The organism is Sphingopyxis italica (assembly GCF_011926545.1).
In the GTDB taxonomy this organism is placed as follows: Bacteria; Pseudomonadota; Alphaproteobacteria; order Sphingomonadales; family Sphingomonadaceae; genus Sphingopyxis; species Sphingopyxis italica.
In genome coordinates this window covers 318,358-337,252 of the sequence record NZ_JAATIT010000003.1, presented here as the reverse complement: position 1 = coordinate 337,252, position 18,895 = coordinate 318,358, and the positions used below count along the sequence as shown (strand labels likewise).

Sequence of the window (18,895 nt, the reverse complement as noted above, 5' to 3'; positions counted from 1 at the left end):
CCGCCATTCCGCTAGGCGATTTCAGATATTTGGGTTACCAATGACAGGCCTGCAGGGTCAGGCGGCAACAACGATCGTAGGGGGTCAATATGATGGATTTCATTATCGCAATCATTATGGGCGGCGTTATCGGCTGGCTAGCGAGCATCGTGATGCGCACCGACGCTCAGCAAGGCATCTTCCTCAACATTATCGTCGGCTGCGTGGGCTCGTTTCTGGGTCGATTCCTGTTCGGCCTGTTCGGCGTTGGCGGAGGCCGGTTGCGTGACAACGCATTTGATCCCATGACACTTCTGGCCGCTTTTGTCGGTGCCGTCGTTCTGCTCGCCATCGTCAACCTGGTACGCCGCGGCCGCGTTCGCTGACGGTGTTGCAATAGTGGCCGGTCCCGGCGGGACCGGCGCGAAGAAAAGGGCGGCCGCCTTAAGGGTGGGCCGCCCTTTTTCATGCCCGCAACCACTGGAAATCGCGTGAGAACGCGGCTATGGCGCGCGATCCGGGGCTTCGGGGGGACGGCGAAGTTTCGCCTCTTGCCAGTGGTGATTTAATTAGGTAATACACCTCGACAGAGGATTGATCCTGTTGTGCGGGGTCGAAGGGGGCAGGCGCGCTCGCGCCTTCCGCATCATAATGCCGCGCAAGGCAGGGAGGATTTTCGGCGTGAACTACGAGCGGAAAGTGGATGTGATGGACAGCCTGGCGGGCACGCAAAGCTTTTATGAAGACGCCGACGACAGCCGGCGCAAGCGGACGCGGCTGATCGTCGCGGTGGTGCTGATCGCACTCGCGCTGGCGGCGGCGTGGTACGCCTTCAGCGCCAGCAAGGGCGGCGCGGCCGGAGCCGATGGCGCGGCGGCGAGCGGCGAAGGCGCGGCGAGCATCCCCAGCATCACCGTCGTCGTTCCCGGCCGCCAGTCGGTCGAAGCGACGATCGCGACCAACGGCACGATCGCGGCGCGCCGCGAAATGCCCGTCGGCGTCGCGGGTGAAGGCGGCGAGGTCGTGCGCGTGCTCGTCGAGCCCGGCCAGTGGGTCGATGCCGGACAGCCGCTCGCGATCATCGATCGCTCGGTCCAGGCGCAGCAGGCCGCTAGCCTCGCGGCCTCGATCCGCGTCGCGCAGGCCGATGCGAAGCTGGCGCAGGCCGAGCTCGAACGCGCGGAGGCGCTGGTGTCGCGCGGCTTCATTTCCAAGGCCGACATGGATCGCAAGCGCGCGACCCGCGATGCCGCCAACGCACGCGTCCGCGTCGCGCAGGCGCAATATGCCGAAGCGACCGCGCGCAACGACCGCCTCAACATCATCGCCCCCGCGGCGGGGCTGGTGCTGACCCGCGATGTCGAGGTCGGCCAGATCGTCGGGGCGGGCAGCGGCATATTGTTCCGCATGGCGCGCGGCGGCGAGATGGAGATGCTGGCCGAGATGGCCGAGGCGGATCTGCAACGCGTGCGCGTCGGCACACGCGCGACAGTGAACCCGGTCGGCACCGATGTGCAGATCGCCGGGCAGGTGTGGCAGGTGGCGCCGGTGATCGATCCCAACACCCGGCAGGGCATGGTCCGCATCGCGGTTCCGTACAGCAAGGCGCTGCGTCCCGGCGGCTTCGCCAATGCCGAACTGGTGGCGGGCACGGCGCAGGCGCCGATGCTTCCCGAAAGTGCGGTCCAGAGCGGCCCCGAAGGCAATTATGTGCTGATCGTCGATGACAAGAATCTGATCCAGCGCCGCCCGGTCAAGGTCGGCACGGTCACCGACGACGGCGTGTCGATCGCCTCGGGCCTCACCGGCAACGAACGTGTCGTCGTGCTGGCCGGCGCCTTCCTCAACGTCGGCGACAAGGTCAAGCCCGTGGTGCAGAAATCGTCGCAGTAATTTCCGGACCGCACGCGCATAAAGGCGTTTGAATCATGAGCTTTCGCAACATCTCCGCCTGGTGCATCCGCAATCCGGTGCCGCCGGTCGTCATGTTCGTCCTGTTGCTGCTGGCGGGTATCGTCAGCTTCAACCGGATGGACGTGAACGACCAGCCGGACATCGAATTCCCCGCGGTGCAGGTCATCGTGGCTCAGCCCGGCGCGGCGCCGACCGAGCTCGAGACGCAGGTGACGCAGCGCGTCGAGGCGGCGATCCGCGGGGTCAGCGGCGTCGACGAAATGTCCTCCTATGTCAGCGAGGGCAACAGCCGCACCTTTGTCCAGTTCGCGATCGGCACGCCGATCGACCGCGCCTATAATGACGTCAACCAGGCGATTCAGCAGATCCGCAGCGACCTGCCCGACGGCATCCTCGAACCGCAGGTCGTGCGGGTCGACATCGCGGGCGGTCCGATCACCTATTTTGCGGTCGAGGCGTCGGACATGACGCTCGAGCAATTGTCGTGGTTCGTCGACAATAATGTCGCGAAGGAATTGCTGTCGATCCCGGGGATGAGCCAGGTCAGCCGGTCGGGCGGCGTCGACCGCGAGATCCGCGTCATCCTCGATCCCGCGCGCATGCAAAGCTATGGCCTGACCGCGAGCCAGGTGAACCAGCAGCTGCGGCAGGTGAACGTCAACGCCGCGGGCGGGCGCACTGAAATCGCGGGCAGCGAACAGGCGGTGCGCGTGCTCGGCAACGCGGAAAATGCTTTCCAGCTCGGCGAAATGCGCCTCTCGATCGGCGACGGCCGCACCATCCGCCTCGCCGACATCGCGAGGGTCACCGACGGTTATGCCGAACAGCGCAACCTTGCGAAGATTCGCGGGCGCCAGGTGCTGAGCTTCTCGATCGAAAAGGCGAAGGGCGCGTCCGACGTCACCGTCCATGACGAGACGATGAAGAAGCTCGAGCAGATCAAGAAGAACAACCCGAAGGTCGACTTCAAGATCCTGTTCACGCGCACCGAATATACCAAGGAGCAATATCGCAGCTCGATGCTCGCGATGATCGAGGGCGCGGTGCTCGCGGTCGTCGTCGTATTCCTGTTCCTGCGCGACTGGCGCGCGACGCTGATCAGCGCGCTCGCCATTCCCCTGTCGGCGATCCCGACCTTCTGGTTCATGGACATGATGGGCTTTTCGCTGAACAGCCTGTCGCTGCTCGCATTGAGCCTCGTCGCCGGGGTGCTTGTCGATGACGCGATCGTCGAGATCGAGAATATCGTCCGGCATATGCGAATGGGCAAGACCGCCTATCAGGCGTCGATCGACGCCGCCGACGAAATCGGCCTCGCGGTCGTCGCGACGACGATGTCGATCGTCGCGGTGTTCCTGCCGGTCGCGCTGATGCCGGGCATCTCGGGCCAGTTCTTCATCCAGTTCGGCCTGACCGTCGTGTTCGCGGTGCTCGTCAGTCTGGCGGTCGCGCGCATGATCACCCCGATGATCGCGGCCTATTTCCTGGCGGCGCAGGGCGAGCAGGACCATGCTGCGGGGCCGTGGGTCGACCGCTATGAAAAGCTGCTCGCCTGGACACTCGACAGCAGCAAGCAGCAGGCGAAGAAGGCCAGTTATGACGCGGTGCCGACGAAGCTCGCCTATCTCGGTGTGCCGCTCGTCCTCGCCGGCCTCTACATCCTCTTCTCGATCTACAGCTATTTCCAGCCGGTTCCGACGGGACAGGAGGGGCCGAATCCGGCGATACACTTCCTGTTGCTGACCCCGTTCATGGCGATCGTCACCTTTCTGGCGACCAGCCTGATCGCGATCCTGCTCGGCGCGCTCGCCTATGCGGTGGGGATGCGCCAATGGGCCTTCACCCATTGGGCGGCTTTCATGGTCCGGCGCGCCCATGCACGCCTGTTCGACCATCGGGTGTGGATCGTCGGCATCGGCTTCCTCGCCTTCGCGTCGAGCATCATTCTGTTCATGGTCCTGCCGCAGCAGTTTCAGCCGACGATCAACAGCGACTACAGCCAGGTGAAGTATGAACTGCCGCCGGGTTCGACGCTGGAGCAAAGCGAGAATATCGTCCGGCAGATCGGGGAAATCCTTGATAACAACCCGGTCGTTGAAACCGCATTCTACGACGTCGAAGTCGGGGGCGGGAACGCCTTCATCACGCTCAAGAAAGACCGTCCGACCACCAGTGTCGAGTGGGAACGCAGCCTGCAACCGAAACTTGCGGCCATCCCCGACGCGCGCGTGACGTTCCAGAGTCAGTCGGGCGGTTTTTCGGGCCGCGACATCACGATGGTCATCGGCGGCGATGATCCGGTCGCGCTCGAAAAACATGCGCGCCTGATCGTCGACCAGATGAGCAAGCTCAAGGAAGTGCGCGCGCCGCGGATCGAGGGCGACATTCCGCGCCCCGAAATCATCGTCAACCCGCGCATGGATCTCGCCGCCGAACTCGGCGTGACGACCCAGGCGCTCAGCCAGACGATCCGCATCGCGACGCTGGGCGATATCGATCAGAACGCCGCCAAATTCTCGCTGTCCGACCGCCAGATCCCGATCCGCGTCCTCCTGTCCGAAGATTCGCGCCGCAGCCTCGCGACGATCGAGAATCTGCCGGTGCCGACCTCGCGCGGGACCACCGTGCCGCTGAAATCGGTGGCGGAGATCGGCTTCGGCGCCGGGCCGACCGAGTTGCGCCGCTATAACCAGACGCGGCGCATCGTGATCGGCGCCGACCTCGCCCCCGGGCTCGTCACCGGCGACGCGCAGCAAAAGATCGACGCGCTGCCCGCAGTCAAGAACATGCCGCAGGGGATACGCAAAGTGGTTCAGGGCGACCAGAAATGGCAGGCCGAACTGATCAACAACTTCATCATCGCGGTGGTGTCGGGGCTGATGCTCGTCTTTTCGACGCTGGTGCTGCTGTATCGCCGCTTCCTCTCGCCGCTGGTCAATATGTCGTCGCTGCTGCTCGCGCCGCTCGGCGGCCTGCTCGGCCTGGCAGTCACCGGCATGGAAATCTCGATGCCCGTCTATATCGGCCTGTTGATGCTGCTCGGCATCGTCGCGAAAAACTCGATCCTGCTCGTCGATTTCGCGATCGAGGAAATGGATCATGGCGTCAGCAAGATGGACGCGCTGCTCGACGCGGGGCGCAAGCGCGCGCAGCCGATCGTGATGACCACGGTCGCGATGGTCGCGGGGATGGTGCCGACCGCGCTGTCGCTGTCGGGCGACGGGGCATGGCGCGCGCCGATGGGCGTCGTCGTGATCGGCGGGCTGATCTTGTCGACGCTGCTGACGCTGCTGATCGTCCCTGCGGGCTTCAGCCTCGCCGACAGTATCGAAAAGCGTCTTGGCCGCTTCTTCTCGAGCAACCTGCTGACCTATCGGAAGGGCGACGACACCAAGCCGCACGGAGAGCCGGCGCCGCATCCGGCGGAATGATGCGGATCGGCCGGCGCGGTAAGCATCTGCGCCGGTTGCAACCTTTGCGGCATTTCGCCATTTGGTTCGCATGACCGACCGCATGCTCGCCCGGCCGATTGGCGTCGCCATTCCGGCGAGAGGATCGAATATCCGCGTCGTCGCGACGGGAATGCTCGTCGTCATGGCGATCATCTTCGTCGGCGCAAAATATTTTCAGGACGTCCATCCCGCGATCGGCTTCGTCCGCGCCTTTGCCGAAGCGGCGATGGTCGGCGGGCTCGCCGACTGGTTCGCGGTCACCGCGCTGTTCCGCCACCCGATGGGGCTGCCGATCCCGCATACGGCCATCGTGCCGCGCAACAAGAACCGCATCGGCGACACGCTCGCGCGCTTCCTGCTCACCAATTTCCTGCTGCCGCGCCTGATCGCGCGCAAGATGCAGACGGTCGACGTCGCAGGCGCGGTCGGCAAATTCCTGTCCGAACCGGGCGAGGGCGGCGGACGGCTGCGGCTTGGCGCCTCGCGGATCATCGCCGACGGGCTCGGCGCGCTCGACCAGCAAAGGTTGGGCGGCATGGTCAAGTCGGCGATCGCCGATCGCTTGCGCGAGCTCGACGTCGCGCCGCTGCTCGGGCAGGCACTCCAGGCCGCGCTCGCCGAGGGACGGCATCAACCGCTATTGGATGCGATGGTCAAATGGGGGTCGAAGACGCTCGAACTCAACGAGCATCTGATCCACCAGATGGTGCATGACAACAGCAATGCGATCGTGCGCTTCACCGGGCTCGACGAAAGCATTTCGAACCGCATCGTCGCGGGGCTGGCGAAGCTGCTCAGCGAAATGGCGGTCGACGAGACGCACCCGCTGCGCATCCGCGTCGAGGAAGGGCTCGCCAAGATGGCGCTCGACCTGCAGCACGACCCCGAGGTCAAGGCGAAGGTCGCCAAGGTCCGCGACGAACTACTCGAGAATAAGGCGGTCAAACGCTGGCTCGACGGCCTGTGGGAGCAGGGGCGCAGCGCATTGCTCAAGGCGGCGCGCAACCCCGACACGATGCTCGCGGGCCGGATCGGCGAACTCGTCACCCAATTCGGCGCGATGCTTGGCGACGACGCGGGCATCAAGCGCACGCTCAACCGCTATGCGCGCCGCGCCGTCGTCGGCATCGTCGACAGCTATGGCGAGACCGCGCTGAAGCTGGTGTCGGACACGATCCGCGGCTGGGACGCGAAGACGATCACCGACCGGCTGGAAAATGCCGTCGGCGACGACCTGCAATATATCCGCATCAACGGCACGCTGGTCGGCGGGCTGGTGGGGGTGCTGATCCACACGGTGGATGTTTTGATCTAGTCGCTCGCGGCGAGGCCTTCGCGAAACGTCGGATAGCGCGGCTTCCAGCCGAGCAGGCGTTTCGCTTTGCCGTTCGCGACGCGGCGGTTCTCGGCGTAGAAGGCGCGCGCGGCGGGCGACAGACCGGCGTCGTCGAGCGTCTGGAGCGGCGGCAACGCCGCGCCGAGCATCGCGCAGCCCCATTCGACGAGGCGATTCTGGTGGCAGGGTTCGTCGTCGGCAAGGTTGTAAACCCCCGCCGGGCCCCGGAACGACGCGATCACGCCGCGCGCGATATCGTCGACATGGATGCGGCTGAAAACCTGGTCGGGCAGGTTGATCCGGTGCGCGCGACCTTCGCGGATGCGATCGAGGATAGAGCGCCCGGGACCATAAATGCCGGGCAGGCGAAAGACGCGAACATCGCCGCGTAGCGCCGACCAGGCCGCATCGGCCGCGTTGCGATCCGCGCGGCGACCCTTGACCCGCGCGCTTTCGTCGACCCATGCGCCGCCCGCATCGCCATAGACGCCGGTCGACGAAAGATAGCCGGTCCATGTGGCCGGCGCGAGGGCGATGGCGTCGCCATAGCGCGCGAGCACGGGGTCACCGCCTTCGAACGGCGGGACCGACGAGAGGATATGCGTGGCGCCCCGCAAGGCCGCGAGCACCGCGCGCTCGTCGGTGAAGGCGATGCTGCCCGCACGCCCGTCGGTTGTCGTTCCCGCGACGTCCCATCCGCGCGCGCGCAGCCGCCCGGCGAGGTGGCTCGCGGCATAGCCCATTCCGAAAATCAGCATCCGTGCCATCGCGCGCCTTATTGCGCGTCGGCGGCGTCCTGCCTAGATCGATTGGATGACCGACCTTTCCTCCACGCCCGCCATCCCCGTCACCATCCACCGCGGCGATTATCGCCCGCCCGAATGGCAGGTTCCCGACATCGCGCTCGATTTCGCGCTGGGGATCGACGAAACGAAGGTCGCGGCGGCGCTGTCGGTCGTGCGTCAAGCGGATGCGCCGGCGCCGCTGGTGCTGCGCGGCGACGGGCTGACCCCCGCCGCGGTGCGCGTCGACGGCGAAGTGTGGAACGACTGGCATATGGATGGCGGCGACCTGATCGTCGATCTGGGCGAGCGCACGGCGGCGACGGTCGAAATCGAGACCGTGATCAATCCGGCGGCGAACACCCAATTGATGGGCCTCTATGCGTCGAACGGCATGCTCTGCACCCAATGCGAGGCGGAGGGCTTTCGCCGCATCACCTTCCACCCCGACCGGCCCGACGTGCTCAGCCGTTACAGGGTGCGCATGGAAGGCGACAAGGCGGCGTTCCCGATCCTGCTGTCGAACGGCAATTGCATCGAGCGGGGCGAGGAAGGGAGCGATCATTGGGCGCTTTGGGAAGACCCGTGGCCGAAGCCCTCTTATCTTTTCGCGCTCGTCGCGGGCGATCTCGTCGTCAACAAGGACAGCTTCACGACGATGTCGGGGCGCAAGGTCGACCTCGGCATCTGGGTGCGCGAGGGCGACCTCGATCGCACCGGGCACGCGATGGACGCGCTCAAGAACAGCATGAAATGGGACGAGGCGGTCTATGGCCGCGAATATGACCTCGACCTGTTCAACATCGTCGCGGTCGGCGATTTCAACATGGGGGCGATGGAGAATAAGGGGCTCAACATCTTCAACACCCGCTACATCCTCGCCGATCCCGACACCGCGACCGACCTCGATTATGACGGGGTCGAAGGCGTCGTCGCGCACGAATATTTTCACAATTGGTCGGGCAACCGCGTCACCTGCCGCGACTGGTTCCAATTGTCGCTGAAGGAAGGCTTCACCGTCTTTCGCGACCAGAGCTTTTCGGCCGACATGGGATCGCCGCCGGTCAAAAGGATCGAGGATGTCCGGCTTCTTCGCGCGGCGCAATTTCCGGAGGATGCCGGGCCGCTCGCGCACCCGATCCGCCCCGACAGTTTTCAGGAAATCTCGAACTTCTACACCGCGACCATCTACAACAAGGGCGCCGAGATCATCCGCATGATGGCGACGATGGTCGGCCCCGAACGTTTCCGCAAAGGCACCGACCTCTATTTCGAGCGCCACGATGGCGAGGCGGCGACGTGCGAGGATTTCGTCCGCGCGATCGAGGATGGTGCGGACATCGACCTCGCCCAATTCCGCCTGTGGTATGGGCAGGCGGGCACGCCGCGCATTACCGCGCGGATCGGCACCGACGCGGCGACCGGCGAGCGCACGCTGCATCTGGCACAGCTCGTCCCGCCGACGCCGGGGCAGCCCGACAAGGCGCCAATGCAGATCCCGCTGCGCATCAAGGCTTTCGATCTGGATGGCGGTCATGGGGCGGAGGAAGAACGGCTTGTTCTGCTCGACCGCGCCGAAATGGCGGTGCCGCTGGGGCGCTATCGCAGCCGACCGATGCTTTCGATCAATCGCGGCTTTTCGGCGCCGGTGATTGTCGATTTCGCGCGCGAAGAGGACGAGCTCGCCTGGCTTGCGGCGCACGACGACGATCCGTTCGCCCGCTATGAAGCCTTGCAGCAATTGATGCTCGACACGCTCGTCGCCGCGGTGTCGGGCAAGGGCGGCGGCAGCGGCGCGGTGATCGAAGCCGTGGCGCAGACGCTCGCGGGCCGCACCGGCGATCCCGCCTTCGTCGCCGAAGCGGTGCTGCTTCCGAGCGAAGCCTTTATCGGCGACCAGATGGTGACGGTCGATCCCGATGCGATCCGCCGCGAGCGGCTGGCGTTGCAGGGTGCGATCGGCGCCGCGCTCGAAGCGGAATGGCGTGGGGTCCTGTCGGGCGATGCGCCCGCGGCGACGGACCTGTCGCGCGGTGCGAAGGGCGGCCGCCGCCTGCGCGGCGTGGCGCTCGCCTATCTCGCGGCGGCGGGTCTCGACGATGCCGCGGCACTGGCTTTCCGTATCTTCTCCGACGCCGACGGAATGACCGAGCGGCAGGCGGCGCTCGCGACGCTCGCGCATGGCGACAGCGAAGAGCGCGCGCACGCGCTCGACATCTTCTATCAACGCTATCGCGACAATCCGCTGGTGCTCGACAAATGGTTCCAGGTGCAGGCCTGGTCGCTGCGGCCCGATACCGTCGATGCGGTGAAGGAGCTGGCGCGGCATCCCGATTTCACGCTGGCGAATCCCAACCGTGTGCGATCGCTCTATGGCGCGCTGACCGGCAATCAGGCGGCGTTCCACCGTGCTGACGGCGCGGGCTACCGGCTGATCGCCGACCTCGTCATCGCGCTCGATCCGAAGAACCCGCAGACCGCGGCGAAGATGATCCCGCCGCTCGGTCGCTGGAAACGGTTCGACGAGGGTCGGCAGGCGCTGATGCGCGCCGAGCTGGAGCGCATCCTCGCGCAGCGCGGGCTGTCGCGCGACGTCACCGAGCAGGCGTCGAAGAGCCTGGCCGGCTAGCGTCAGGCGGGGGCGAAGAGCTTCGTCCCCGCGACGCCGATGACGATGAGCGCCATGAAGCCGAGCTGGACCCCATTCACCTTCTCGCCGAACAGGATGATGCCGCCGATGATCACGCCGATCGCGCCGAGCCCGGTCCAGATCGCATAGGCGGTGCCGGCCGAAATCTCGCGCATCGCGAAGGCGAGCAGCGCCATGTTCAGGAAGCTCAGTGAAATCGGAACGAGCGACGCCTGCCACGATCCGATCGTCGCGGCCCATTTCAGGCTGAGCGCCCAGACGATTTCGGTGAACACGGCGATTGCCAGGATGAACCATCCCATATCATTTCCTTCGAATGCGGGCTCGAAGGAAAGGGCGCAGCCGGAAACCCGAAAGAGGCTGCGCGCATCGGACAGAAACGTCGTGGGCGCGCCCCTAGGTCAGCCTGAGCGCGGTGGCAAGTGGCTTACGTGTTCGCAAGCAAGGCGAGCAGTTCGGCGTTCAGCCGCTCGACATGCGTCAGCGGCAGGCCGTGCGGCGCGCCTTCATAGACGCTGAGCGTCGCTTGCGGCAGCAACGCCGCGGTCGCCCTTGCCGTCAGCGCGAGCGGCGCCGAGGCATCGCGGTCGCCGTGAATGATCCGCGTCGGAACGTTGATTTTCCGCACATCGGCCCGGAAGTCGGTCGTGAAATTCGCCTGCGCCAGCTGCGCCGCCGCGAGCAGCGAGGTCGACATCATCATCGCCTGTCCCCATGCCACCATCGCGGCCGAGGTTTCGGGAATGAAGAAGGGCTTGGTGTTGGCGGCGATCCACGCCGGGAAGTCGCGCGCGAGCAGGTCGGCGCCCGCCGCGAGCATTGCGGGATCGATGCCGCCGGGATTGTCGGCGCGCTTCATCAGGCAGGGCGTGATCGTGCCGACGAGCACGACGCGTGCGACGCCGCGGCCGCCGTGCCGGGCGAAATAGCGCGCGACCTCGGTGCCGCCCATCGAATGCGCTACGATGGTCACGCCGTCGAGCTTCAATCCGTCGATCACCGCCGCCAGATCGTCGGCGAGCGTGTCATGGTCATAGCCGCGCCCCGGGTCGGCCGAGCGGCCGTGCCCGCGCCGGTCATAGGCGATGGCGCGATAGCCCTGGCGCGCGAGCGCGAGCATCTGATAGCCCCAGAAATCGGACGGCAATGCCCAGCCCGCGAGGAACAGCACCGGCCGGCCGGTACCCCAATCGCGGACGAACAGCGGCGTCCCGTCCTTCGCCGCGACGAAGCTTTCGGCCGGCCGCTTTGCCGCCGGGATCGCGGCGCGAGCGCGTGTCGGCGCGAACAAGGCGCTCGCTGCGGCAACGCCCGTCCATGCCATGATTTCGCGTCTGTGCATCCGTCCCTCCTGTCGATGTGATGGAGGAAAGATACAGCGGTGATGAAGGCTAAGCGATTACGTCATAGGTAATCGAAACGGATATGGCTGAGGGAAAGATTCCTATCCGCCGAGCCATCCCGCGACGTCCACTGCGACCTTGTTCGCGGCGCGAGTCAGCGCCTCGCCGACAGGCTTGGCCTCAACCTTGCCATCGATCGCCTCGCGCACCTCGAACCGGCGCTGGGTGACCGTCTTGCCCCCCGCCGACACGAGCATCGCCTGATAAGCGACGACCACCTCGTTCGACCGCGCATCGACACCGAATTCCATGAGCTGCCCCGCGAGCTGTTCGCCCGGTGCGGTCAGATATTGCCCCTCGTCGAGCACGACGCGCGACGTGCGCGCGGCGACGGTCTCGGACACCAGCCGCTGGAACAGGCGCGATGGCGCCTCGACCCATTGCGCATCCTTCACATAGGTCACGCTCGCATCGTCCTGTTGCACCGGGATGCGCGTCGTACGCAGCTTTTGCGGTGCGGTCGGGATCAGGATCGTCAGCGTCGCCGCCTCGGTCGCGGTCCGCGCAGCGCCCGCCTGCGGCTCGGCCTCGGGATCGAGCGTCAGCAGGAAGGGGGGCGTCTTGCCGCCGAGCCCGATGCAGCCCGACAGCGTCGCGGCCGCGACAGCGGCGATGAGCGGGGCGCGAAATCTACGCATCATGGGCATCCTCATTCCTTGTAATCGGGCAGCTTGCTGCCGCCGAGCAGCGCGCCGGCGCCCTGCTGGTCGAGCTTGTCGGTCAGGCTCGACAGCGAGGTGGAGGTGCGGCGCAGGTCGCGGATCAGCGCATTGGCTTCGGGGATCGTCGTTTCGCTGAACGTCTTGAGGCCGGGCCGCGCATCGGCGATCGCGCCCTCGAGCGTCTTCATCGATTCATTCGCCGATTTCATCGTGTCGCGAAGGTTCGCCATCGCGGGGTCGACGTTGCGGTCGATAGTGCCTTGCGCCGATGCGGCGAGATTGCCGATCTGCTCGGCGGCGTTGCCGGTCTGCTGGATCGCGATGCGCGTGTCGGCGAGCGCCTTTTCGATCGCCGGGCCGTTTCGCGCGAGGATCGCGGTCGATGCCTCGACATTGTTGAGGATGCCGCGAATGCTCGCCTGGTTCTCGTCATCGACAAGTTCGGCAAGCCGTTCGGTCAGCGTCGACAGGCGCTGGAGCAGCTGCGGCGCGGTGTTGAGCAGTTCGCCGAGACCGCCGACACGCGTCGGAATCACCGGTCTGCCGGCGGGGCCCTTGTCGGTGATCGGCGGCGCGTCCTTGACCGCGCCGTCGAGCGATATCTGCGACACGCCGGTAAAGCCGACGCCTTCGAGCGCGGCGGTTGTGCCCTGGAGCACCGGGACGCCTTCGTTCACCTCGATGCGCACGCGGACGAACTGCGGATCGTCGGGCCAGAGCGCGATCTCGCGCACCTGTCCCGACGGCACGCCGGAGAATTGCACTTGCGCACCTTTGTTCAGTCCATCGACCGACTGTTTGAAAAATATATCATATTCGCGCTTCGTGCCGCCGCTGTCGTTGGCAAGCCAGACGATGAACACCGCGAGCGCCGCGGTGAAAAGGAGGACGAAGGCGCCGACGAGGACATTGTTCGAGCGTGTTTCCATCAGCTGTTCCTATCGCCGCCAAAGACGGGGTGTTTTGCGGTTTGGTTCCCGCCCGCGGCAGCACGGCCGCGCGGCCCGTTGAAATAATCCTGTATCCACGGATGCTCGGTGGCAAGCAGTTCGGGAATGGTGCCGACCGCGATCACCTTCTTTTCCGCCAGCACCGCGACGCGGTCGCAGGTGGCATAAAGCGTGTCGAGATCGTGGGTGATGAGGAAGACGGTGAGACCCATCGTATCGGCGAGCTCGCGGATCAACTCGTCGAACTTGGCGGCGCCGATCGGGTCGAGGCCCGCGGTCGGCTCGTCGAGGAAGAGCAGCGCGGGGTCGAGCGCGAGCGCGCGCGCGAGGCCGGCGCGCTTCACCATTCCGCCCGACAGCTCGGCCGGAAATTTTGGCCCGGCATCGGGCGGCAGGCCGACCATTTCGACCTTGTAGGCCGCGATCTCGTCGAGCAGATTCGTGTCGAGGCGCGGATAATATTCGCGCAGCGGGACCTGAATATTCTCTGCGACGCTCAGCGTCGAGAACAGCGCGCCGCCCTGGAACATCACGCCCCAGCGCCGGCGCAGGTCGCGCGATTCCTCTTCATCGGCGATCGTATCGAGCGTCTTGCCATAGACTTCGATTTCGCCCTCGGCCGGCGTCTGCAGTCCGATGATCGATCGCATCAACACCGACTTGCCCGTGCCCGACCCGCCGACGACGCCGAGAATCTCGCCCGAGCGCACGTCGAGGCTGAGATCTTCATGGACCACCGCATCGCCGAACTGGTTTTTCAGCCCGCGGATACAGATGGCGCGTTCGAACTTTTCGGGCCGCACCGCGTCGGCGGCGGCCAGCTCCTCGCGGATTTCGATATCGGTCTCGTCGGCCATCAATTCCACCCGAGCGTCGAAAAGAAGACGGCGAACATGGCGTCGAGAACGATGACGAGGAAAATCGCGGCGACCACGGCCGAGGTCGTGCGCTGCCCGACCTCTTCGGCGTTCTGACGCACCTGCATCCCCTCATAGCATCCGGTGACACCGATCAATATGCCGAACACCGGCGCCTTGATCAGCATGATCCAGAAATCGGTCATCGGGATGATTTCGCGCAGGCGCTGAATGTAAGTGAGCGGCGGAATGTCGAGCCCGACCCAGCAGAAGAGGCCGCCGCCCGCGATCGCGCACAGGCTGGCGTAAAAGCCGAGCAGCGGCATGGTGATCGTCGACGCGGCGACGCGCGGCAGCACGATCGCCTCCATCGGAGAGACCCCGATGGTGCGCATCGCATCGACCTCTTCGGTCAGCTTCATCGTACCGATCTGCGCGGCAAAGGCCGATCCCGAGCGGCCCGCGACCATGATCGCGGTCATCAGCAGGCCGAGCTCGCGGATCGAAGCGCGGCCGACGAGGTTGATCGTGAACACCTCGAGCCCGAATTGTTCGAGCTGCACCGCCCCCTGCTGCGCGATGACGATGCCGATCAGAAAACTCATCAGCCCGATGATGGGCAGCGCATCGACGCCGACGGTCTGGAAACGCGTCACGATGGCGTTCCAGCGGAGGCGGCGGCGCGCGCGAATCTGGGTGCCGAGCGCGACGATCATCGCGCCGAAAAAACCGACGATGCCGAGCAATTCATTCCAGACCGCGGCGCTCGCATCGCCGACCTGTTCGAGCATCCGCATCCACGCCGGTCGGCGGTCGCGGTGGACGCGATACTCGCTCTTGTCGCTGGCGAGCGCGTCGAGCAGCCGCTCGGCCTCGGCGCTTGCGCCGACGACTTTCGAGCCATGTTCCTTGGCGGCGCGCGTCACGATCCACGCGCCGACCGTGTCGATGCGGTCGATCGCCGACAGGTCCAGCGTCGCGATCGGGCCGAGCGCGTCGAGCCGCGCCGGCACATCGCCCAGCCGGGCGAGCGTCAGCCGGCCTGTGAAGCGGACTTCGGCGCCATCGGCACCGTCGCTATGTTCGAAATCCGCCCTGGCCACCATCGTGCGGCCGACATTGTCTTATTTGGCCCATCACGGCAAGCAAATCCATGGCCCTGCTTGCCGGGTCTTGGCCGCCACGCGGGACCATATTATGGGGGAGGGATGGAAGACCCGCTGGCCGTGCCGATCCCCGACTATGCGCATCGCGTCGCGATGTACGACATGGACCGGACGATAACGCGTTCAGGGACTTACAGCGGTTTCCTCATCCATGTTGCGCGCCGGCGCCAGCAATGGCGGCTGCTCTTCCTGCCGCTCGTCGGGCTGGCGGGTGTGGCTTATTCGCTACGCCTGATCGACCGGTCGCGGCTGAAGGCGATCAACCTGCGTCTCTTGGTGGGAAAACGCTTTCGCCGCGCCGAGATCGCGCCGCTCGCCGAAAGCTATGCCGACAAGGTCGTCGCACGGGGTCTGCATCCGGCGGCGCTCGACCAGATCGCCGCCGATCGCGAGGCGGGATACCGGCTGCTGCTCGCGACCGCCTCTTTCCACCTCTATGTCGACGCGATCGCGCGGCGATTGGGGATCGACGATGTGCTCGCGACGCGGCTCGACGAGCCCGACGGCGCCGATCATATCCACGCGCGCCTCGCCGGCGACAATTGTTATGGCGACGCGAAATTCGCTCGGATTTCGGACTGGCTCGCGGCGAATGACATCACGCGCGACGCGGCGCATGTGCGCGCCTATTCGGACCATGTCTCCGACCATCCGATGCTGCGCTTCGCCGACGAGGCGGTCGCGACGACGCCGTCGCGGGGGCTGAAGAAGCTCGCTCCGCAAATGGGGTGGCGGGTGGTGGATTGGCGGGCGCGCAAATAGGAAGTTTAAAGCTTCGTCATTGCGAGCGAAGCGAAACAATCCAGAGCGGTTTACGCTACTCTGGATTGCCGCGTTGCTTCGTTCCTCGCAATGACGATTTTTAAACCGCGTCCAGCGCCTGCGCGAAATCGGCGATCAGATCGTCGGGGTCCTCGATGCCGACCGACACGCGCACGAGATTGTTGGTGATACCCAGTGCCTTCTTGCGTTCGTCGGGGACCGAAAGGTGCGTCATCGCCGCGGGATGGCTCGCCAGCGTCTCGGTGCCGCCGAGGCTGACCGCGAGCTTCGCGATCTTGAGCGCGTCGAGGAAGCGGAAACTCTCCTCCTCGCCGCCCTTGATGAAGAGGGAGAAGGTCGAACCGGCGCCGGTGCAGTGGCGGTCGAAAATATCCTTCTGGCGCGGATCGGCGATGAAACCCAGATAGCCCAGCCCCTCGACCTTGGGATGGTCGCGGAGGAAGGTGCAGACCTTCAGCGCATTTTCGCCGGCGCGGCTCATGCGGAGTTCGAGCGTTTCGAGGCTGCGCAGCAGCATCCATGCGGTGTTGGGGTCGCAGATCGTGCCGATCGTGTTGCGCATCGGGCGGATGACGTTGAGCAAGTGCTGGTCGCCCGACACACCGCCCGCCACGAGGTCCGAGTGGCCGCCGGCATATTTGGTGAGGCTGTAGACGACGAGTTCGGCGCCCTGGCGAAGCGGCTTCTGCCACAGCGGGCCGAGGAAAGTGTTGTCGATCGCGATCGCGGGCTTTTGTTCGCCGGTGAAGGCCGCGTCGCGCGCGCCGCGAACGGCCTCGACGTCGACGAGCGCGTTGGTCGGGTTCGCCGGGCTTTCCAGATAGACGAGCGCGACCTTGCCGCCCTTTTCGTCGGCGAGCGCCTGCGCGCGTCCAAGAATCGCGTCGATTTCCTCGCGTGTCGCGCCGGCGGGGAAGTCGACGAAGCTGACGCCGAAGCGCGACAATATGCGTGCGATCAGCGTTTCGGTCGCGGCATAGAGCGGCCCCGAATGGACGATCACGTCATTCTGGCCGACGAGCGCGAGGAGCAGGGTGGCGATCGCCGACATGCCGCTCGAAAAGACGAGGCTGTCGTCGGCGCCGTCCCAGACCGCGAGACGGTCCTCGAGGATTTCCTGGTTCGGGCCGTTGAAACGCGAATAGACGAGGCCGTCGGCCGGCCCTTCGCGCTTGCCGGTGATATGTTCGAAGAAACGCTTGCCGGCGGCGGCGCTTTCGAAGGCGAAGGTCGAGGTCAGGAAGATCGGCGGCTTCAGCGAGCCTTCGGAGAGCACAGGGTCATAGCCCAGTCCCATCATCAGCGTGGCGGGGCTGAGTTCCTTGTCGCCGATCTTCTTGGTATTTGTCTTGGGTTTGCCGCGCATGGCCATGGGATGCTCCTGATGATGTTGCCGTCCTTATAGCGCGCCAAGTTTCGTTTGAAACTATATTGCGCGGTTCATCCGATCATGGCGATGGCCCAGATCACCCCGATCAGCAACGGAACGCCGATGATGTCGAGCGCGAGCCCCGCCTTCAAGATGCGCGGCAGCGCGATATGCCCGGTCGCCCAGGCGAGCGCGTTCGGGCCGGTGCCCGACGGCAGCATGAAGCCCCAGCTCGCCGCCATCGCGACAGGAAGCGCGAGCAGGATCGGGTCGACCCCCGTCGCGGCGATCAGCGCCGCGAGCACGGGCATGATCCCGCTCGCGGTCGCGACATTGCTCGCGAATTCGGTGATCAATATGGTGAGCGCGACAATCGTCGCCGCGAGCAGGATCGTCGGCACGCTGCCGAGCGGCGCCAGCACCGCGCCGAGCCAGGCCGCGAGGCCGCTCGCGGTGATCGCGGCGGCGAGCGCGAGCCCGCCCCCGAACATCATGATGACGCCCCACGGCGCGCGGTCGGCCTCTTTCCAGAGGAGGAGCGGCCGGCCGGTGCCGTCGGGGAGGATGAAGAGCAGCAGGCTGCCCGCGACGGCGATCGTGCCGTCGGTCAGCGCGCCTTTCGGCAGCATCGGTTCGAACCATGGCTGCACGATCCATGCGGTAAGAACAAGGAGGAAGATCGGCACGACGCGGCGCTCTGCGGTCGACCATATCGCCTGATTGCCGAGCGCGGCCGCCGCCGCGGTGCCGTCGAAGGGATGGTCGGCAAGTCGCTGGACACGCCCGAGAATTGCCATCGCGATCGGGACCGACAGCAGCACGATCGGCACGCCATAAATCGCCCAGTCGAGGAAGGAGATGTTGAGGCCCAGGGCCTTTTCGATCAGCCCCGCGGCGATCGCATTGGTCGGGCTGCCGACGAGCGTTCCGAGCCCGCCGAGCGAGGCGGCGAAGGCGATGCCCATCATCACCGCCCCCGCGAACCCGTCCGTCTCGCCGTCGCGTACCCCGCCGGCGCGGACGACCGCGAGCGCGATCGGGATCATAATCAGCGTGGTCGAGGTGTTCGAGATGAACATGCTGAGCAATGCGGTCGCGACCATGAAGGCGAAGAGGAGGCCCGATGCCGTCGGCGAGGCGCGCTTGAGCAGCGCGAGGGCGAGCCGCCGGTGCAACCCGACGCGCTCGATCGCAAGCGCGAGGAAGGCGCCGCCGAGGATCAGGAAGAGGATCGGCGAATAATATTCCTTGGCGATCGCGTTGGCATTCATCACGCCGAAGGCGGGCACGGTGAGGAAGGGGAGGAGCGCCGTGACGGTGAGCGGCAGCGCCTCGGTCATCCACCAGATCGCCATCAACACGGTCAGCGCGGCGACGCGCCATGCGGTGAGCTCCATCCCAGCGGGCGCGGGAGCCAGGAGCATGAAGACGAAGACCAGCAATCCCCCGACCAGCCCGAACCAGCGCGTGCGCGTCATCCTTCCCCCATTTCTTTTCCCAATCCGTCATCCCGGCGAAGGCCGGGATCTCAACCTCGCGTAATATCGCACCGGCGAGATCCCGGCCTTCGCCGGGATGACGGGAGGAATAAG

Annotated in this window: 15 protein-coding genes; 6 read left to right on the top strand and 9 right to left on the bottom strand. The window is 65.7% G+C overall.

The features are described 5' to 3' along the window. Nucleotides 1–92 precede the first annotated feature (92 nt). The 4 genes from GGR90_RS12845 to GGR90_RS12830 all read left to right on the top strand — a co-directional run bounded on the left by GGR90_RS12845 (nt 93) and on the right by GGR90_RS12830 (nt 6,660). Nucleotides 93–365: a GlsB/YeaQ/YmgE family stress response membrane protein gene (locus GGR90_RS12845; protein ID WP_167921848.1), complete on the top strand. Its 273-nt coding sequence runs from the start codon at nt 93–95 to the stop codon at nt 363–365. A 295-nt stretch (nt 366–660) separates the two neighbouring features. Then, entirely contained in the window at nt 661–1,872 is a 1,212-nt protein-coding gene (locus GGR90_RS12840; protein WP_167921847.1) for an efflux RND transporter periplasmic adaptor subunit, read from the top strand. A gap of 35 nt (nt 1,873–1,907) precedes the next feature. After that, nucleotides 1,908–5,324 carry an efflux RND transporter permease subunit gene (locus GGR90_RS12835; protein WP_167921846.1) on the top strand — a complete coding sequence of 1,139 codons (3,417 nt, stop codon included), beginning with the start codon at nt 1,908–1,910 and terminating at the stop codon, nt 5,322–5,324. Between the two features lie 70 nt (nt 5,325–5,394). Continuing rightward, nucleotides 5,395–6,660 (top strand): DUF445 domain-containing protein, encoded by a 1,266-nt coding sequence (locus GGR90_RS12830; protein ID WP_167921845.1) that lies wholly within the window; start codon nt 5,395–5,397, stop codon nt 6,658–6,660. Here GGR90_RS12830 and GGR90_RS12825 read toward each other — a convergent pair. Continuing rightward, nucleotides 6,657–7,448, bottom strand: coding sequence for a Rossmann-fold NAD(P)-binding domain-containing protein (locus tag GGR90_RS12825; protein ID WP_167921844.1), 792 nt, complete (start codon nt 7,446–7,448; stop codon nt 6,657–6,659). The genes GGR90_RS12830 and GGR90_RS12825 overlap by 4 nt on opposite strands. Nucleotides 7,449–7,494: 46 nt before the next feature. Here GGR90_RS12825 and pepN point away from each other — a divergent pair, with 46 nt between their 5' ends. Then, the gene (gene pepN, locus GGR90_RS12820) at nt 7,495–10,092 is read left to right on the top strand and encodes an aminopeptidase N (protein ID WP_167921843.1); all 2,598 of its coding nucleotides are present in this window, start codon (nt 7,495–7,497) and stop codon (nt 10,090–10,092) included. Nucleotides 10,093–10,094: 2 nt separating this feature from the next. Here the strand turns inward: pepN and GGR90_RS12815 are convergent, their stop codons facing one another. From GGR90_RS12815 to GGR90_RS12790, 6 genes are all read right to left on the bottom strand, one after another. Beyond that, on the bottom strand, nt 10,095–10,415 hold the full coding sequence (locus GGR90_RS12815; protein ID WP_167921842.1) for a DMT family transporter: 321 nt from the start codon (nt 10,413–10,415) through the stop codon (nt 10,095–10,097). A gap of 125 nt (nt 10,416–10,540) precedes the next feature. After that, the gene (locus GGR90_RS12810; protein ID WP_245198656.1) at nt 10,541–11,455 is read right to left on the bottom strand and encodes an alpha/beta fold hydrolase; all 915 of its coding nucleotides are present in this window, start codon (nt 11,453–11,455) and stop codon (nt 10,541–10,543) included. Between the two features lie 102 nt (nt 11,456–11,557). Beyond that, nucleotides 11,558–12,154: an ABC-type transport auxiliary lipoprotein family protein gene (locus GGR90_RS12805; protein WP_245198655.1), complete on the bottom strand. Its 597-nt coding sequence runs from the start codon at nt 12,152–12,154 to the stop codon at nt 11,558–11,560. Between the two features lie 11 nt (nt 12,155–12,165). After that, nucleotides 12,166–13,107 carry an MlaD family protein gene (locus tag GGR90_RS12800; protein ID WP_167921840.1) on the bottom strand — a complete coding sequence of 314 codons (942 nt, stop codon included), beginning with the start codon at nt 13,105–13,107 and terminating at the stop codon, nt 12,166–12,168. After that, nucleotides 13,107–13,985, bottom strand: a complete 879-nt coding sequence (locus GGR90_RS12795; protein WP_167921839.1) for an ABC transporter ATP-binding protein — start codon at nt 13,983–13,985, stop codon at nt 13,107–13,109. The genes GGR90_RS12800 and GGR90_RS12795 overlap by 1 nt, the downstream gene beginning before the upstream one ends. After that, nucleotides 13,985–15,091 (bottom strand): ABC transporter permease, encoded by a 1,107-nt coding sequence (locus GGR90_RS12790; RefSeq protein ID WP_167921838.1) that lies wholly within the window; start codon nt 15,089–15,091, stop codon nt 13,985–13,987. Before GGR90_RS12790 ends, GGR90_RS12795 begins: the two co-directional genes overlap by 1 nt. 102 nt (nt 15,092–15,193) lie before the next feature. Here GGR90_RS12790 and GGR90_RS12785 point away from each other — a divergent pair, with 102 nt between their 5' ends. Continuing rightward, nucleotides 15,194–15,913 carry an HAD family hydrolase gene (locus GGR90_RS12785; RefSeq protein ID WP_209023739.1) on the top strand — a complete coding sequence of 240 codons (720 nt, stop codon included), beginning with the start codon at nt 15,194–15,196 and terminating at the stop codon, nt 15,911–15,913. A gap of 100 nt (nt 15,914–16,013) precedes the next feature. Here the strand turns inward: GGR90_RS12785 and GGR90_RS12780 are convergent, their stop codons facing one another. Both GGR90_RS12780 and GGR90_RS12775 read right to left on the bottom strand, forming a co-directional pair. Then, nucleotides 16,014–17,306 carry a cystathionine gamma-synthase family protein gene (locus tag GGR90_RS12780; protein ID WP_167921837.1) on the bottom strand — a complete coding sequence of 431 codons (1,293 nt, stop codon included), beginning with the start codon at nt 17,304–17,306 and terminating at the stop codon, nt 16,014–16,016. 68 nt (nt 17,307–17,374) lie between these two features. Further along, entirely contained in the window at nt 17,375–18,781 is a 1,407-nt protein-coding gene (locus GGR90_RS12775; RefSeq protein WP_167921836.1) for an SLC13 family permease, read from the bottom strand. Between the last annotated feature and the right edge of the window lie 114 nt (nt 18,782–18,895).

Coding starts and splice junctions, on each gene's coding strand:
- GGR90_RS12845 (WP_167921848.1), top strand. CDS start 93: ATGGATTTCATTATCGCAATCATTATGGGCGGCGTTATCGGCTGGCTA.
- GGR90_RS12835 (WP_167921846.1), top strand. CDS start 1,908: ATGAGCTTTCGCAACATCTCCGCCTGGTGCATCCGCAATCCGGTGCCG.
- GGR90_RS12830 (WP_167921845.1), top strand. CDS start 5,395: ATGACCGACCGCATGCTCGCCCGGCCGATTGGCGTCGCCATTCCGGCG.
- GGR90_RS12825 (WP_167921844.1), bottom strand. CDS start 7,448: ATGGCACGGATGCTGATTTTCGGAATGGGCTATGCCGCGAGCCACCTC.
- pepN (WP_167921843.1), top strand. CDS start 7,495: ATGACCGACCTTTCCTCCACGCCCGCCATCCCCGTCACCATCCACCGC.
- GGR90_RS12815 (WP_167921842.1), bottom strand. CDS start 10,415: ATGGGATGGTTCATCCTGGCAATCGCCGTGTTCACCGAAATCGTCTGG.
- GGR90_RS12810 (WP_245198656.1), bottom strand. CDS start 11,455: ATGCACAGACGCGAAATCATGGCATGGACGGGCGTTGCCGCAGCGAGC.
- GGR90_RS12805 (WP_245198655.1), bottom strand. CDS start 12,154: ATGCGTAGATTTCGCGCCCCGCTCATCGCCGCTGTCGCGGCCGCGACG.
- GGR90_RS12800 (WP_167921840.1), bottom strand. CDS start 13,107: ATGGAAACACGCTCGAACAATGTCCTCGTCGGCGCCTTCGTCCTCCTT.
- GGR90_RS12795 (WP_167921839.1), bottom strand. CDS start 13,985: ATGGCCGACGAGACCGATATCGAAATCCGCGAGGAGCTGGCCGCCGCC.
- GGR90_RS12790 (WP_167921838.1), bottom strand. CDS start 15,091: ATGGTGGCCAGGGCGGATTTCGAACATAGCGACGGTGCCGATGGCGCC.
- GGR90_RS12785 (WP_209023739.1), top strand. CDS start 15,194: ATGGAAGACCCGCTGGCCGTGCCGATCCCCGACTATGCGCATCGCGTC.
- GGR90_RS12780 (WP_167921837.1), bottom strand. CDS start 17,306: ATGGCCATGCGCGGCAAACCCAAGACAAATACCAAGAAGATCGGCGAC.
- GGR90_RS12775 (WP_167921836.1), bottom strand. CDS start 18,781: ATGACGCGCACGCGCTGGTTCGGGCTGGTCGGGGGATTGCTGGTCTTC.